13 protein-coding genes, 2 tRNA genes and 1 pseudogene are annotated in these 16,580 nt (G+C 51.1%); 12 read left to right on the forward strand and 4 right to left on the reverse strand.

Going from position 1 to position 16,580, the window contains the following annotated elements; all coding sequences use genetic code 11:
• Window positions 1-6 precede the first annotated feature (6 nt).
• Window positions 7-1,173, reverse strand: a complete 1,167-nt coding sequence (carA, locus tag ACMZ66_RS15800) for a glutamine-hydrolyzing carbamoyl-phosphate synthase small subunit (protein ID WP_416938516.1) — start codon at window positions 1,171-1,173, stop codon at window positions 7-9.
• 368 nt (window positions 1,174-1,541) lie between these two features.
• Here carA and ACMZ66_RS15805 point away from each other — a divergent pair, with 368 nt between their 5' ends.
• The 12 genes and pseudogenes from ACMZ66_RS15805 (at window position 1,542) to ACMZ66_RS15860 (ending at window position 14,419) form a co-directional block, all read left to right on the forward strand.
• A complete protein-coding gene (locus ACMZ66_RS15805) occupies window positions 1,542-1,997 on the forward strand; it encodes a GatB/YqeY domain-containing protein (RefSeq protein ID WP_416938517.1) in 456 nt (151 codons plus the stop codon).
• A 140-nt stretch (window positions 1,998-2,137) separates the two neighbouring features.
• Entirely contained in the window at window positions 2,138-4,027 is a 1,890-nt protein-coding gene (gene dnaG / locus ACMZ66_RS15810) for a DNA primase (RefSeq protein ID WP_416938519.1), read from the forward strand.
• Window positions 4,028-4,141: 114 nt separating this feature from the next.
• Complete coding sequence (rpoD, locus tag ACMZ66_RS15815) at window positions 4,142-6,211, forward strand: RNA polymerase sigma factor RpoD (RefSeq protein ID WP_416938521.1); 2,070 nt, start codon at window positions 4,142-4,144, stop codon at window positions 6,209-6,211.
• A gap of 107 nt (window positions 6,212-6,318) precedes the next feature.
• Window positions 6,319-6,395, forward strand: a tRNA-Ile gene (locus ACMZ66_RS15820).
• Window positions 6,396-7,262: 867 nt separating this feature from the next.
• Window positions 7,263-7,901 carry a TnsA endonuclease N-terminal domain-containing protein gene (locus ACMZ66_RS15825; RefSeq protein ID WP_416938522.1) on the forward strand — a complete coding sequence of 213 codons (639 nt, stop codon included), beginning with the start codon at window positions 7,263-7,265 and terminating at the stop codon, window positions 7,899-7,901.
• On the forward strand, window positions 7,898-9,946 hold the full coding sequence (locus tag ACMZ66_RS15830; protein ID WP_416938524.1) for a Mu transposase C-terminal domain-containing protein: 2,049 nt from the start codon (window positions 7,898-7,900) through the stop codon (window positions 9,944-9,946). The genes ACMZ66_RS15825 and ACMZ66_RS15830 overlap by 4 nt, the downstream gene beginning before the upstream one ends.
• Window positions 9,939-10,901 (forward strand): TniB family NTP-binding protein, encoded by a 963-nt coding sequence (locus ACMZ66_RS15835; protein ID WP_416938526.1) that lies wholly within the window; start codon window positions 9,939-9,941, stop codon window positions 10,899-10,901. The genes ACMZ66_RS15830 and ACMZ66_RS15835 overlap by 8 nt, the downstream gene beginning before the upstream one ends.
• Window positions 10,888-11,289 (forward strand): annotated as a pseudogene (locus ACMZ66_RS15840) (TniQ family protein); the annotation flags it as partial. The gene ACMZ66_RS15835 and the pseudogene ACMZ66_RS15840, both read left to right, overlap by 14 nt.
• A 141-nt stretch (window positions 11,290-11,430) precedes the next feature.
• Window positions 11,431-12,462: a hypothetical protein gene (locus ACMZ66_RS15845; RefSeq protein ID WP_416938827.1), complete on the forward strand. Its 1,032-nt coding sequence runs from the start codon at window positions 11,431-11,433 to the stop codon at window positions 12,460-12,462.
• Window positions 12,463-12,481: 19 nt separating this feature from the next.
• Window positions 12,482-13,429 carry a hypothetical protein gene (locus ACMZ66_RS15850; protein ID WP_416938527.1) on the forward strand — a complete coding sequence of 316 codons (948 nt, stop codon included), beginning with the start codon at window positions 12,482-12,484 and terminating at the stop codon, window positions 13,427-13,429.
• A gap of 297 nt (window positions 13,430-13,726) precedes the next feature.
• Window positions 13,727-14,110: an antitoxin Xre/MbcA/ParS toxin-binding domain-containing protein gene (locus ACMZ66_RS15855; RefSeq protein ID WP_416938528.1), complete on the forward strand. Its 384-nt coding sequence runs from the start codon at window positions 13,727-13,729 to the stop codon at window positions 14,108-14,110.
• Between the two features lie 232 nt (window positions 14,111-14,342).
• Window positions 14,343-14,419: transfer RNA gene (locus ACMZ66_RS15860), tRNA-Ile, on the forward strand.
• Window positions 14,420-14,757: 338 nt separating this feature from the next.
• Here ACMZ66_RS15860 and ACMZ66_RS15865 read toward each other — a convergent pair.
• From ACMZ66_RS15865 to ACMZ66_RS15875, 3 genes are all read right to left on the reverse strand, one after another.
• A complete protein-coding gene (locus ACMZ66_RS15865) occupies window positions 14,758-14,988 on the reverse strand; it encodes a hypothetical protein (RefSeq protein ID WP_416938530.1) in 231 nt (76 codons plus the stop codon).
• Between the two features lie 379 nt (window positions 14,989-15,367).
• A complete protein-coding gene (locus tag ACMZ66_RS15870) occupies window positions 15,368-15,886 on the reverse strand; it encodes a DUF2478 domain-containing protein (RefSeq protein ID WP_416938531.1) in 519 nt (172 codons plus the stop codon).
• A 47-nt stretch (window positions 15,887-15,933) separates the two neighbouring features.
• Window positions 15,934-16,557: a carbonic anhydrase gene (locus ACMZ66_RS15875; RefSeq protein ID WP_416938533.1), complete on the reverse strand. Its 624-nt coding sequence runs from the start codon at window positions 16,555-16,557 to the stop codon at window positions 15,934-15,936.
• Between the last annotated feature and the right edge of the window lie 23 nt (window positions 16,558-16,580).

The raw sequence follows: 16,580 nt of genomic DNA on the forward strand, positions 1-16,580 counted from the left end.
TGGTGATCAGGACTTCGCTTCTTCGATCAGACCAACGAAACGTTTGAACAGGTAGTGGCTGTCATGCGGCCCCGGCGATGCTTCCGGGTGGTACTGAACCGCAAAGACCGGTTTGTCTTTGGCGCGAAGACCTGCAAGGGAACCATCAAACAGCGAGAAGTGCGTTGCTTCGACATTGTCTGGAAGGCTGTCCTTGTCGACGACAAAGCCGTGGTTCTGCGACGTGATTTCGACAACACCGGTGGTCGTGTCCTTGACCGGGTGGTTCGCACCGCGATGACCGACTTCCATCTTCTTGGTTTTCGCACCAAGGGCGAGTGCCATCATCTGATGACCAAGGCAGATGCCAAAGACCGGCTTGCCGCTATCAATCAGTTTCTGGATGGTCGGAACCGCGTATTCACCGGTTGCCGCCGGGTCACCAGGACCGTTTGACAGGAAAATCCCGTCCGGGTTCATCGCAAGAACTTCTTCAGCCGTCGTGGTTGCCGGAACAACCGATACCTTGCAATCAAGACTTGCGAGGTTGCGCAGGATGTTGCGTTTCACACCGTAGTCGATGGCAACAACATGATGTTTGGCATTGCCAAGCTGACCGTAACCGCCTTCACGCGACCACAGGGTTTCTTCCCAGTCGTAACCGGTCGTGCAGCTATTGTCCTTGGCAAGGTCCATGCCTTCCAGGCCCGGCCATTCATTGGCCTTGGCGATCAGGGCAGGGATGTCAAACACGCCATCAGGATTGTGGCAGATGACGCCGTTCGGCGCACCTTCGTTACGAATGCGCTTGGTCAGGCGGCGGGTATCGACACCGGCGATCCCGATACGACCATGTTCGGTCAGCCATTCGTTGAAATGTTTCTGGGCGCGGTAGTTGGAAGGTTCGGTAATGTCCTGGCGCAGGATGCAGCCAAGGGCGACCGGTTTGGCGTTTTCGATGTCTTCGTCGTTGGTGCCGACGTTACCGATATGCGGGAAGGTAAAGGTAATCATCTGACCGGCATAAGACGGATCGGTCATGATTTCCTGATAGCCCGTAATGGAGGTGTTGAAGCAGACTTCACCGACGACCTCTCCTCGGGCCCCGACGCCGCGTCCCCAAAATACTGAACCATCTGCGAGAACCAGAACGGCAGAAGCACCAGGAGGCGGGGTGTGCGTGGGCGCTGACATTGGCAAATGTCCTTTCGATCTTTCCACGGTGAGACACGGAGTCTTTTTATATATAATAAATGCGGGCAAGCCGACAAAAACGGCTGCGAATAACCTGCATACCGGACATGCAGACGTGCCAAGACATTCCCAGCATGATGATCCAGCCACTTTGAAAGTGGCAGTATGCCGTGCTGGAAGCGGGGCAAAGCGTAATCCCGGTAGGCAAATTGGCGGATGTCTACGGGAGTCGCGGACCCATGTCAAGAACGCATCTAAACTTTTATTTCCCTAGGGAAATCAACGGTTTGCGGGCTCATGTTTTCTTTGCGTCCGGGGGCGATATGCGGTATGTTCGCTCCTTTCTTCCACAAAATCAGAGATGAGCCATGCTGCGATCGCAGCTTAATGACGCTTTGAAAAAGGCCGTCCTTGCAAAGGATGCCTGCTCCGTAACCACCGTGCGCCTTATTCTGGCAGCACTGAAGGAACGCGATATCGCAGCACGGGGCGAAGGTAACACCGACGGCATTTCAGATGACGAGATCATCAATCTGCTTCAGGCGATGGTAAAACAGCGCCGCGAAAGCATCGAAATGTACACCAAGGGCAATCGCCCGGAACTGGCCGAACAGGAAGCCAATGAGATCGAAGTGATCGAAAAGTTCCTGCCAGCCCAGCTGTCCGATGACGAAATCGAACAGGCCGTTCGCGGTACCGTTTCGGAAATTGGCGCGACCTGCCTTAAGGATATGGGCCGCACGATGGCGGCACTCCGCGACAAATACAGCGGCACCATGGATTTCGGCAAAGCGGGTGGCGTTGCCAAAAAACTGTTGGGTTAATCTCAACAGCACTATGTCATTTGAAAGCCGGGCGTGTAAAATCGTCCGGCTTTCGTCGTCCCGAGACCTGATAGATAACGACAAACAAACATCAGGCACGGGGCAGGGATCATCAAACTGAGTATGGGATCGGGGCAGATATGAGCTTTCCCCAGTCGTTTCTGGACGACCTGCGGGCACGGGTGGGACTGGCGGATATCGTCGGCACATCGGTGAAGCTGATCAAACGCGGCCGGGAATATTCCGGACTGTGCCCATTCCATTCTGAAAAATCCCCGTCCTTCACGGTCAATGAGCAAAAGGGTTTCTATCATTGCTTTGGCTGTGGTGCGCATGGCGATGTCATCAGCTTTGTGATGAATACCCGTGGCCTGACCTTTGTCGAGGCGGTCGAGGTGCTGGCCAATCAGGTCGGCATGGATGTGCCCAAACCATCGCGGGAAGCCCAGGAACGCGAACAAAAGGCCAAAACCCTTTATGAGGTGATGGAAGCGGCCTGCGCGTTCTTTGAACGCATGTTGCGCATGCCCGAAGGCAAGGAAGGTCTGGATTACTTCCATCAACGCGGTCTTGATGACAAAACCATTGCCGATTTCCGTCTTGGCTATGCGCCCGATAACCGCGCTGCGCTGAAGGCCGCACTCAAGCGCGAAGACATTGACGAAAAGCTCATGATAGAAGCCGGGCTTTTGATCGAGCCAGAAGACAGCGGCCGGCAAAGCTATGACCGGTTCCGCGGGCGTGTGATGTTCCCGATCCTTGATCGTCGTGGCCGTGTGGTGGCTTTTGGCGGGCGCGTGATGGGCGATGCCAAACCGAAATACCTTAACAGCCCGGACACACCTCTGTTTCATAAGGGGCGCCTTCTTTATGGCCTGCCCCAGGCCCGCGAAGCATCGCGCCACGAAGCACCGATCATTGTAACAGAAGGTTACATGGATGTGATTGCCCTGCACCGGGCGGGCTTCCGGGGGGCTGTTGCCCCGCTTGGCACGGCTGTGACCGAAGAACAAATCGGCGAGCTTTGGAAAATGACCAACGAGCCGATCCTGTGTCTTGATGGTGATGCGGCGGGCAAACGTGCCGCTGTGCGTGCGGCTGAACGTGCGTTGCCGATCTTGCGGCCGGGCAAATCATTGCTGTTTTCCATCCTGCCAGAGGGCGAAGACCCGGATAGCCTGATGGGCGCGCCAGACGGCTTCAACAGTTTCAAAAAGATCATCGAACAGGCCGTGCCCTTGGCCGAGCTTGTCTGGCGCATGGATGTTGGCGCACACAAGATCGATACGCCCGAACGTCGCGCAGCCCTTGAGGCGACGATTAATCAGCGCATTTCCGTGATTGCCGATGAAGCCGTGCGCGGTCAGTACAAGTCGATGTTTAACGATCGCATCTGGAAATTGTTCAAAGGTGACCGTGGTAAAAAGCCCGCTTTTAATGCGGGTGCGAGCGGTGGCTATCAAAATAAAAATGCCAATCGGGGTGGCAAACGCGGGAAAAAAGACCATTTCTGGGGTCCGGCAGGCAAAGCGGTGCCGGGCATGTCGCGACCACCGATGCAAAAGAAGCGTGACCTTCAGGACTCCATCTTGTTGCTGACGCTGATCAATCATCCATCTTTGCATGACGAGATTGGCGAACAGCTTGGAATCTATAGTTGTGCAGACTCCGCGCTTGACAATCTTCGTCGGGCCGTCTTAAAGCTGCTTGATGACGATCCTGGACTTGATTCCGAAACAATCAAGGCCCATTTGGAGCGCGACGGGCTGTCAGAGACAGTTTTGCGGGTGGTTGGTGCCGATGTAATCGCGCACGCTGCTTTCGCCAAGCCCGAAACGCCGCTTGAACGGGCCCGAACGGGTTGGAAACAGGTTTTTTCCATGGCTGTAAGCTCCCTGGAGGACGAAGAGGCAAAATACGCCGTCCGACAGTTGGCAGCAGATACCAGCGAGGAAGAATGGGAGAGGTTTTCTCACAGACGTGAGGATCTCGCCCGGCGCCGGGAAAATGTGTTTAAGCTCGACGACTGATTTTTGATCATTCTGTGGTCATGATCGGCGATCGGGCTATTTGTGATTTGCGCTGAAAACACAGTGCGTGGGACAACAACGGTACGAATGTACCCAGCGGGAAACGGGGAATAGATGTCGTCTAAGACTTCGAACGCTGAAGAGAAAAAGAACTCTTCTGAAAACGCAGACGGACCTCTTCTCGATACATATAAAGCGGCCATCAAAAAGCTCATTGCCAAGGGCAAGGAGAAAGGCCACATCTCAGTCGATGAATTGAACGCGGCCCTGCCGTCGGAACATTTCTCGTCCGAGCAGATCGAAGACGTGATGAGCAATCTCAACGAGATGGGCATCAATGTCATCGATGGTGACGACGGCGATGACAATGACGACGACAACGACGATTCTGATGCCGATCCGCGTGGCAATATCTCCGAAGAAGATGTCGGTCGCACCGATGACCCGGTACGCATGTATCTGCGCGAGATGGGCAGTGTAGAACTGCTCTCACGCGAAGGCGAAATCGCCATCGCAAAGCGTATCGAGGCTGGCCGCGATATGATGATTGGCGGGATTTGCGAAAGCCCGCTGACCATTCGCGCAATCGTTAACTGGCACGATCAGCTTCAGGCTGGCGAGCTGCTTCTTCGTGATGTCATTGACCTTGAGACCACCTATGGCGGTGGCCCGGATGCAGAAATTGCTGCGGCCGAGGGTGAAGACGAAGAAGAGACCGATGTCGATGCAGAAGCAGATGTCGAAAGCTTCGATTCTGCCAATGACGATGATGACGAAGACGCCGAAACGGAAACCCCCGAAGGCATCACCGATGACGCCGAGGAAGAAGAGGACGATGACGAGTCCGAAGAATCCGAAGGCGAAGAGGGTGAAGGCGACGGCGAAGACGACGAAGATGACGAGAACGAGCAGGTCAACGTTTCGCTTTCCAAAATGGAAGAGGAACTGACCGAGCAGGTTCTTGAGAAGTTCGAGCTGATCGCAAAAACCTATGAGAAGCTCCATAAGGCGCAGGAACAGCGTCTGGTGGCTTTGAACAAGGGTGAGTTGGTCCCGGCCGCGACCGAGAAGCGCTATAACAAGCTTAAGGGCGAGATGGTCGATTTGATGGAAGATGTTCACCTGAACAACTTCCGCATCGAAGAACTTCTTGATCACCTGACCGGTTTGAACAATCGTCTGCTTGGCCTTGAAGGCAAGCTTCTGCGCTTTGCTGACCGTTGCAAAATCAAACGTCCGGACTTCGTTAAACAGTATCAGGGCCATGAACTTGACCCGAACTGGATGGAACGCGTTGGCGGTCTGCCGGGAAAGGGTTGGAAAACCTTTGTCGAGCGTTACTCTGACGAAATTGCCAACCTGCGCGAAGGTGTTGGTGGTGTTTCGGCCGAGGTGGGCTTGCCGATTGGTGAATTCCGCCGCGTTTATGGCGTTGTCAACAAGGGCGAACGCGAAGCCGGCCGTGCAAAGAAAGAGATGATCGAGGCCAACCTGCGTCTCGTGATCTCGATCGCCAAGAAATACACCAACCGTGGTCTTCAGTTCCTTGACCTCATTCAGGAAGGCAATATTGGCCTGATGAAGGCGGTGGACAAATTCGAATACCGCCGTGGTTACAAGTTCTCGACCTATGCGACCTGGTGGATCCGTCAGGCCATTACGCGTTCTATCGCCGATCAGGCCCGTACGATCCGTATTCCGGTCCACATGATCGAAACCATCAATAAGCTGGTGCGTACGTCGCGTCAGATGCTGCATGAAATCGGTCGTGAGCCGACCCCGGAAGAGCTGGCAGAAAAACTGCAGATGCCGCTTGAGAAGGTCCGCAAGGTTCTGAAAATCGCCAAAGAGCCGATCTCGCTCGAAACCCCGATCGGGGACGAGGAAGACAGTCACCTTGGCGATTTCATCGAAGACAAGAACGCCGTTCAGCCGCTTGATGCAGCGATCCAGGCCAACCTGCGTGAAACCACCACGCGTGTTCTGGCATCGCTCACCCCGCGTGAAGAACGTGTTCTGCGTATGCGTTTTGGTATCGGTATGAACACCGACCACACCCTCGAAGAGGTTGGTCAGCAGTTCTCTGTTACCCGTGAACGTATCCGTCAGATCGAAGCAAAAGCACTGCGCAAGCTCAAGCATCCGTCGCGCTCGCGCAAATTGCGTTCGTTCCTCGATTATTAAGAAATCAAACGACGTTCGGGCTTGACCTTGGCCCGAAAATCGCTAGTTTTCGGGACCGCATCGAAACATCGATGCGGTCTTTTCTTTACCCGGACTTTTTGTCTTGGGGGCCCGTAGCTCAATTGGTTAGAGCCGACCGCTCATAACGGTCTGGTTGGGGGTTCAAGTCCCTCCGGGCCTACCAGGGTAAATTGTCATTGTTGCGTGCCACATAAGTTGTCATTAGTGCCACAAAAGATGACATTCGTGCCAAGAAGTTGACAACTACTTCACTGTTCTGCAGCTGCTAACAATCTGCACGCCCGCGCCCCGTCAAAAACTTTCCGCTTCTTGAAATATTATGGTGCGCGATCTCAATTGGTTTGTAGCTGCAAGCCGCAGTTCGATTTCGCGCTATTCTCAGTGCAAAACGCCAGAATGCATTAGTTGTATTCGACCCTTTCCCCTCGAGTCTTTAAGCCTACAAGGCACATTTGGATGGTTTATAGGACGCCAAACAAACTAATTTCCAGTGGACGGACAGTTATGTCTGGATCGGCTAAAGCTCTAGGTTGAGTGGCTTCCAAAAAGGAAGATATCCGTTTTTGGGTTTTCTTTATCGCAGTAAATCTGCTCGATGCAAACATTTGAGATTGGTGAGAGAGACTCTGCTCGTGGTGTCAGGCAGAAAACCTAGCGTTCCACAACTTTGTATTGATTTTGTATTTGTATTATTTTGTATGAAAGTCACTAGAGATTTTTTGTAATGCATTAATAGTAATGATTTTTTTGTATTCACAGTGTTGATTGTTTATCAACCTTAAGTTGAGTGCAGAGTGTTGGGTGGCGTTGACAAAACCTCGAATAAAGAGATTATAGACGCCGCAACATTTCAGTAACGGAGTTCCCAAAACGCAAAAAACCGACCCAGAGAACTGAACCGGTCAATTACGTCGCTAAAGCGAGATAGCTTCCAACTCCTCCTTTAGCACGTTGCCCAATTGAAGGCAAGCACTGCGTGTCAGCACGCCACGGGTGAGCTTTGCCTTATGCATATGCGAAGGAGAGGATCATGATGAATCCCGTCCGCAAAGTCGTGTCTCGGAGTAAGGGGCGCGTAAATGGTTATTACTACAGTCGCAAAGCGCGGCGTCTCTTGCCGTGGGAGTCTCAGCTTGAACGAGATGCTCTCATTATTGTTGACCTTATGCCGGAGGTCGATCAGGTCGCTGTTCAACCCTTCAAGCTTGTTTATCAATGCGACGGTCGAGACCGGATCTACTTTCCAGACATATTGATTCAAGGGAGTTTTGGCGAGACGGTCATTGAGGTTAAGGCCTCCGGTGAGCTACTGAAACCAGATAACCAAAAGCGGTTCCCATTGATCGAAGCTACATTGGCTGAAAATGGCTATCGTTTCGAAATATGGACAGAACAAGACATTCGACGAGAGCCAAGACGGAAAAACTTGGGGCTGCTGAGTGCTTATCGTCTCTGCGAGCCACCAGCTGTAGACAAGAAGCAGCTGCGATCACTTTTCCGAGAATGTCCCCATGTCTCGATACAGGAGGTTGCCGACCTCATTGGCGGCGATGCTGACTTAGGCGACGTGCTGCTGCTTGTTGCCAGTGGTCAGTTAAAAATTGATTTAGATGCGCGAATTGGACTGAGCACTCCTGTTGAGTTAGTTCAAGGAGGACTTGGGCAATGACCAAATTTCAACTTCCGGAAGGATCCCGTATTAAGCTCGATGGTGCGCAATACAAGGTCGTGGCGCGAACAGCTGGGGGCGAAATACATCTCAGCCATCTTGATACTGGCGAGCCGATGATGGTTCCTGCTCAGGACATTGTAAGGGCGATTTATGACGGTGAAGCAGAACTCACCGGAACTTCAATTGATGATGTCCGCCATAAGCTCGTCTCTTTCGATGCATTCAGCAAACGGGATCGTGACGAAGCCAGAAGAAAACTCGCTTTTGTTCAGAAGGTCGACAGTGTTGTAAAGGCCGCTAACCTGAACCAGGCAGTGAATTATGTAATAATGCATTCCCGTAAAGCTAACTCACCTTCTGTGCCTTCGAAGAGAACGTTGGTTCGTTGGTACACCGCTTGGCATTCAAGTGGTCGTGACATTCGTTCTTTATTGCCGCGGCATTGTCTTAAGGGGCCGAAAGAGGTTCGTGCAGATAATCGCATTAAAACGATCATCTGGGAGACCGCGCTTGAGCACTATCTCAAGCCAGAACATGCGAGTGGAACGGAGGTTTACAACCTTGTTAAGCGCAAGATTGAGAGAGAGAACAAGAGCCTCTCGTTAGGGATGAGGCTTACAGCTCCCAGTCGCAGAACGGTTTATCGCTGGCTTGGCAATCTGGACCCATACGAGGTGCTCGCGGCTCAAAAGGGTACCAATGTTGCTGATCAAAAGTTTAGACCGGTTGATTCGGGCATTGGGGCATCTCGCCCGTTGGAGCGGGTCGAAATAGACCATCATCTGATTGATCTGTTGGTCGTGTATTCAAATGGAGATGTGCTGGGGCGTGTGTGGTTAACCGTTGCCTTAGACGTATACAGTCGGATGGTAGTAGGCTTCGATATCAGCCCTGAGGCCCCTTCTTATCGCTCAATTATGAGATGTTTGCGAAATGCAATCGCTCCCAAGGATGCCTTTGTGAGGCGGGTGATCGATGAATTTCATGCGCAGGATGGTCGCGAGCAAGGTGTGACCATCGAGAATGAGTGGCTCTGCTTTGGCTTGATCGCATTGTTGGTGGTTGATAACGGGTTAGAATTCCATTCTGAGAACTTGCTCAACTCTGCGGCCCAAATTGGAACTTCAATTGAGTACAATCCTAAGAGATCTCCGCGATATAAAGGCAAAGTTGAGCGGCTCTTTGGAACGCTGAACTCTAAACTCATCCATACGCTGGAAGGAACGACATTCTCAAACCCCCAAGAGCGTGGCGAGTATCCAGCGGAGAAAAATGCAAAGATTACTATCCAAGATTTGATGCTTTTGGTCACCAAGTTCTTGGTTGATGAATATCCTAACTCGTATCACGAAGGCATTCGCGATTGTCCGATCCGGAAATGGGAAAGAGGGACAAATACGCATCCTGTGCGTCTTCTTAGTAATCCTGAAGACTTGGAGATTCTCACGTCCTGCGTTGAGACGTGCACATTGTCTCGTACTGGTGTGACGTTACTAAATCTGCAATTTCAATCTGATGCTATTCAGTTGCTGTATCGGCGACTGATGAGTGGAAGGATGCGGTTACCGAAGAATCCCAAAGTTAAAGTCAAGTTTGATCCTGAAAATCTCCTGACCGTGTATGTCGAGGACCCAGAAAATCGGGTATTTCTGCCAGCAAAATGTAGGTTTGAGACCTATGCGGATGGTCTGTCCGTCTGGCGTCATAAGATGATCCGTAGTGTTGTTGCCAAGGAAACAAATGGGGCACGAAAACACTCGGAAGAGGCGCTCCTCAGCGCACGCGTTACGACCTTCGAGCTCGCTCAGCAACTTAAGTCGAGTAAGCAGAAGACCACACGCAAAAGGGCACATCGGTTCGCGAGTGAGGAAGTCACTGCTGATGTTGTGACCAACTTGGAAAGCGCCTCAGATGCTAAAGAGCATAATGATGCGCCTTTGGAGGAGTTTGACTTTTCAACTGACGAGATTGTAGCGGAGATCGAACGTGCACAGTGGAAGTCAACCTCTCCGTCTCGCAGAACGGGAGGCGAAAATGCATGAATTAGGTTTTCTCACCGACGAGCAAGCGGATGGATTGGCAGCGTTTCAAAACCAGAGAGTTCATCACGGTCAGTTCCAAGAGGTAATCGCTCGGATAACCAACTTTTACAGGTCTGGAACACGCACATATGCTCCAGGCATTCTGACAATTGTTGGTGAAACAGGTGCGGGAAAATCCTCTATCATCGAGAGTTTTTGCACTACCGCCAACGGTGGAGCAAGTTCTGGCCGGGTTCTGTCAATTATCATACCGCAGAGCTGTACAATCAAAAATCTGGCGTCCGGCATTTTGCAAGCTTTAGGAGACCCTTGCGCGAGTATGGGAACACTCGTGTCGATGGAGAGACGGATCGCTCGGTTTGCGGACCTCGCCAGTGTTAACATGCTCATCTTCGATGAGTTCCAACATGTAACCAATAAAGGCAGTCAAGCCCGTCGCTACGATATGGCCGATTGGTTGAAAACTCAGCTTGAGATATTGCGCAGACCAGTGCTGTTCGTAGGGCTTCCGGAGGTCAACGAAATCTTCAAGGTGAATTCTCAGCTTGAAACACGCAGGCGTGGGCGGATTGAGTTGCACCCGTTTGACCCCGCAACGAAAAGTGGAGCAAAAGAACTCTTGATGTTGTTTCACTTTTTGAACCAAGAGCTGCCCTTACCCGATCCGTCAACCTCAGTGCTCAAAAATAGCGATGCTATGTTGAAGTTAGCCCGATCTTGCAAAGGGTTAATTGGTTACATCACCAAGGTCATCAATCGCTCCGTAGAGATCGCACTGTTGAGCGGTAGTCAGACGCTCACGGAGCAGCATCTGGCAGCGGCTTTCTCGGAGCTAATGAAGGCTTCTGAAGACCTTGACACTAAAGCGGTAAGGCCGTGGCAATCCGCACAGCAGGAAGTAGTTGGAAGAGTGATCGGCCGTCAACAGGAGGGACTGCAAAGTGGGCCATTCTAAAGCGGTTCCAATAACTTCTCCTCCTATTAAAGACGAGAGTTTGATCGGTTACTTAATTCGAATTGCAGGTATCAATGCATATGAGAGTTCAGCTTGGACGTTGAGGCATGCTGGGCTCGGGTATGTGGATACTAAAGCTTCGACGTGGAAAAGCCGAATTCCGGACCTCGCGTTGGTCTTAGGGCGGTCATTGGAAGAGATTATAACGTTAGCGCCAATTAATACGTCTGAAGGTAATCATTCAAAGGTGCGCCTGCCGAATGGAGAGGTGATATCCCGATACTTCTTCAAATGGCCCACGAAGGCAATCTGCTCACTATGTGCTCGAGAAAACAAATATTTGTCGAGTTTGTGGGATCTGAGGTTGGTAACTCATTGCCCTCGACATGGGGGGCGCTTGCGGCAGGAATGCTCAGAATGCGGCGGAGTTGCGAGGTTTTACCGAACAACGCTCGACTTTTGTAAGTGTGCAAGAGCCAAAAACAACGCGGCCACGAGGCTTTCGGAGAGCCATGTTGGTTTACTTAGGTTGCTCTCCAACAAGTATGGGGGGACTAACTTCAATCTACAACAGTATGGATTTCCTAGTTGCATTCTGAACGCGACGTTCAAAGAAGCTATTGAGACGGTTTCGTTGCTTGGTTCTTTTCTGGAGAAAGGCGGTGATTTCGACGGGAGGTCTTATCATTATGTAAAGGAAGAGAACATCGTTAGGCAAGTTGCCGCCGCCGCAGAGGCGCTGACCAACTGGCCTAACGGGTTTTTCCGCTACATGGGGAGGTTGCTAGTATCGCCAGAGAATTATTCCCAGCCAAAGTTTTTTGCCAATAATCTTGTGTATTTATACCAAGCAAGCTCGGTTTACAGGTCGCGAGCACCTGTCGTCTTCGAAGGGTTTGAAGCATATTTTCATCTCTTGGCGGATGCTCCGACTACAATCAAAGTACCCAAATTGCAGCCAAGTCCCGGGAGGCACAAATGGCTTGTCTCTGCGTCTGATACCCGGAAATGGTTGCGCACTAATCATAGAAATATTGATCGATTGATCAATGAGGGGCATCTCAAAGCGATAGTCTCTCGAAGAGGGAGCAAAATTCATCGGCTCATCACTCATGAGAGCATAAATTCCTATCTAGATTTGAAGAAAAGACTGATCGGTGCTGGTGCTGCTGCGCACATGCTTTCGGTATCTTTGCACACTCTGAAGACTCTGGTTAAAGCGGGATTTATAACGCCTTTTCATTCCCCTGACCTGGATGGCAGCCATTGCTGGCGGTTCGATCAGAAAGTACTCGAAGGCTTCTTGCACGAACTGGAGGAACATGCTGCAGAGTTCAAGCTTGGTCCTGTGCAATTGATTGCTGCTGTTAAGAAGTACAACAAGCAAGGTCTCTCATACGTGAAGCTCTTGAGCATGATTAGAGAGGGAGAAGTTGAGTTGTTGATGTACTCACGAACAGAAAGGGGATTTCTGAAGTTCGGGGTGGATCCAGAGGCTCTCAACAAGCTTTTCAGTGACGAGGAGTCACCGGAACAGGCCAAACCTGGTGGTGTCGCGTGATGTTTGAGAGGCGGGTGTGATGGCTGAAAATCAGACTTATCCCTTTTTGCGTTCTCTTCTTTGGCAAGGTGACAGAGAACGGGATCTGAGCGATCAAGATATGCTCAGCATTTACGAGAGAGGTTGGCGCTTTCGCGATGTTCTTTCTCCCTTAGGGCCTAGCGAAATTGCGTACGTGAAGCACTTGGCAGCGTCGTATGGATCTTGGCTCGAGCTTGAATGTGAAAGGCTTCTAATTGCGCCCACTAGAATGGGCGTCAACCAACATACTGGGATTGGCCATGCTGCATCCGACGTAATCTCCTTGATGGAGGCACTCCTTAGCGAGTTTATGCTAGATATAGGCTTGGGGCTGTCAGGCCATACTGCCCTATTCTCCTCAATCATTGACATTGACGTTCCAGACAAAGTGTCGCTGACTTTAGTTAACTCCAGCCAGAACATGAGGGAGTTTCGGCGAATAGTTAATACAGATGGTCCTCTGGCTCTTTTTGATGAAAAGCTTAGAAAATCATTTTCATTTGGGCCGTGTTACTTTGATCAACTTGGTATGTGGGTGAGCATACGGCCCAAGGTTAGCGTACCTGCAATCAAGTTGGCTGTGACTTACGATACGAGGGACAAAACGCTTCACGTCCCAACTTCAAATGAAGGCTGGTCCAAAGGTTTACCAATTGTTGCGCCAGATGATGAACTGTTGTTCGCGGTAGTTGATGCTGCAGAATGCGGGGCTTCTTTTGAGACAAGTGATATCGATCTTGAGTTACTTGTTTTGCTCTCGGGATATGTGGAGCGAATTGAGCCTGTTGCGGAAAAAATTCTAAGTTCCGGGATCAGTCGAATAGAGCTGCAAAGTACTTTGATTCAGTTGCTGGGCGCCTCACAGCCATCTCGAACTTCAGAGAAGCTGTTTGCAAAAGGAAGAGACCGTTTGAAGGGGCTACTCGACCAAATATCGTATAGCTGATCTCCGTTGTTGAAATAGTTTTAAATTTGGCGCGAATAGATAGCTAAGGTTTTGATTTTTATTGTTTTTCCACTCGTGCGTTCTTGAACCGTCGCATGAGTGGAAAAGTGTTTTATTTCAAGTGCTTAGTTGTTTTTCTCGCTACTGCGCTAATTGGTCTCAATTAGGATGGTTGTGCATAGGAGCTTCGTTATTTCTGCTATGATTGTCAGAGAGATCGTGAAGAGCAGGTTCATTTGTCCAAGTGTTACCTATTGTTGTGAAAACACGTGGATTAGCAAGTGACGAGGAATGAGAATGTCCGAGGAACAGGCTGAGAATGTACTTACCCTGAGAGAGGCGCAAACTTTGTGTCGAGCGGCCCTCAGGCTGCTTCGGAACTGGGGACTCTCGAATGATGATATTCAGGCTCTTATGGGACAATTACCTGAAGCCAGCAGACTGGATTTCGAAAATGAGCAACAGCAGCCGAATGAGGACATGATAGTCCGAGCGAACCTGCTCCTCAGTATTCACCGACAGTTAAGGGTGCTTTTTGCTGACAAGGTGCAAGGGTATCAATGGGTGAAGAAGACCAATTTAACATTCAACGGATGCAGCGCTCTGGATGTGATGTTGCGAAGTGGTGTAGGGGGGATCGTAGAGGTCAAAGAATATCTTGAAGCCGAGGTTTCTAGGTAGTTTCTCTCCGAATGATTTGGGCCAGTATGAACCAAGAATGCTTCGCAGCTACTCGCAATGAGCACGATCCGGGCATGATAGAATTGGCTGCAATCGCGCTCAGTTTGTGAAGGTCGGAAATATCTCGCTGGTAGCTGCCCATCGTCTAGAGTTTGCGCTTGACCTTGGGCTGAATTTATCTAGTTTACGGCTGCGTGTTGAGCATTCGTAATCGTTTGAATGTGCTCGATTAGGGCCTGTAGCTCAATTGGTTAGAGCCGACCGCTCATAACGGTCTGGTTGCGAGTTCAAGTCTCGCCGGGCCCACCACCTCCTCCCAAAATCCGCAAGCGCTTGATCTCGCTTTGCATCGGACCTCTCCGCGTTCGGTGGTCAACGCATCGTTAGACTGTATCTTAAGCTTATCTTTGTCAAAGGATGCGCGATACACGCGATGGGGTCAGACACTTTGGCTGTGCTTCTGTGGGCGGTGAAGCAAGGGATGTGGCTATCTTATAAAGCAGCTTCTGCCTCTCTCCTGCGCCAAGTGAATGAAGGCAGGCCGCCGGTATTGTTGATTGCTGTACCAGCGGCGTGCAAACATGTTGTTGCAGTAGGTGAAGATTTTCAGGCGCCATTTACTGCATCCTTGTGTACCGAACAGCACCTCACCAGAAATGGGGCATTGGCCATCGATCCGGGAGCGGAACCAGATCATTCCAGTCCGCGCCTTTGAGGATGCGGCGAAGATAGGCGCGCTCGAGCGTTCGCATCGGTTTGTGAACACGAAATTTGCGCCATTCTGTGTTAACGCCATCCGGGAAGCGCGGCCGCGGATAGTCGCAAAGACGCTCGGCGATCTTCTTTCCCTTCTGCTTGCGATAGGTACGTGACATCATGCGTCTCCTAAGTTGAACCCTAGAAGACGTCGAGCAGCAGATAGAAAAAGCCGGCTGGTGATATGGTGCAACCCGAGCAGATACAAACACCCGGTTCGCAAAAGGACGTTCCGGGAGCATTGAGGGGCGCAGGCAAAGCGATGTCAGCTAAATTTTTGAACCGTTACTATAAGCGTGATGTGACCCGCAGACAAGCGGTCGGCTGTTGGCTAGGAGCATGCGACACGCGTTTACGCAAGTCCGGCGGCGTATCAATCGTTTCGGGGCTGATTTTGTCCGTTAATTGAGGTTTCCAGACAAAGTAAACCTGAGCTCCAGCAAGAAAGTAGATTCATGCACCAGCCGCCCAAATTGTCATAATTCGGGGGTATGGAACGCGTCAGGCTGGCTGGGAGAAAGAACAATTGCCTTCCAGCCAATCAAAAAGATCTTGCTCCTTTGGAGGCAAGTCGATTTGCAGACCGCCAGCAAATTCCTTGAATGCCTCAAGGTTTAGTTGATTCAGGCCGACCAGTACCGTGATGTCTTTCACCAAGGCATCGGCAATGACATCCCTAAAACCGCGTCCTTCGGCTTCATGCTTGCCAAATTTGTTGATTACGAGAACATCGGCACCTTTTTGAAGTTCAGCGGTAACGAAGCCAACCGCATCCTCAAGAGCACTTGTGTCGAGGCGGCAGCCGCGTGAATGTTTGCCCAGTGCCTGAGAAATTCGAATAACCGGACCGTCTGGCAGTACCTTAACATCCATATCGCACGGATCATCTACCTCCCGTTCGGAGTTGATCTGTACTGTGCCGCAAACGCGCAAACCTCTGTCCAAAAGGCGCTGGGCGACACGGGACAAAAGCAAGTCCGTGTCTCCTCTACCCGCAGCCATCGTGTAAGCGATTTTCATTTCGGTAATCCTTGTCTCGTTTCGTACGGGAAAAACGTTAACCTGAGTCAGGAGACCTGATCCTTTGAAACAGGCATATCCGAGCGACGGATTGTGCATTCAAGGTCGCGCAAAAGGCCGTCTTTCAGGCTATAGATCAGACCGTAAATCCTGATGTCGGAGCCCATGCGCCAGGCGCGCCGCATGATCGGGGTTTCTGCGACCCGGCCAACGCCTTCGATGACATTGAGTTCAGCCAGCTTATCGCGCCTTATTTCGATATTGTCTTGCTGCGAAAGCTCGCAGGCATGAAAACGGGCCTGGCGTCTGATCGGCTCAAGCCAATGGTCTGCCAAGCCATGCGGGAGGTCTTCGGTTGCGGCTTTCACCCCGCCACACCCGTAATGGCCACAGACAATGATCTCGCGGACTTTCAGGCTTTCGACCGCAAATTCAAGCGCGGAAAGCAGGTTTAAATCCGATGAATGCACCACATTGGCAACATTGCGGTGCACGAAGACTTCTCCCGGATCCAGGCCCGCAACAACGTTTGCAGGGACGCGGCTGTCCGAACATCCAATCCAGAAAAATTCTGGAGCCTGATGACTTGCCAGTCTGGAAAAATATCCGGGTTCTTCGTTTTGTCTTGAACGGGACCAGATTCTGTTCCGTTCCAAAAGGTTTTCAAGCATGGAAACCTCAAACCGGTTGGAGG

Source organism: Thalassospira sp., assembly GCF_048059015.1.
In the GTDB taxonomy this organism is placed as follows: domain Bacteria; phylum Pseudomonadota; class Alphaproteobacteria; order Rhodospirillales; family Thalassospiraceae; genus Thalassospira.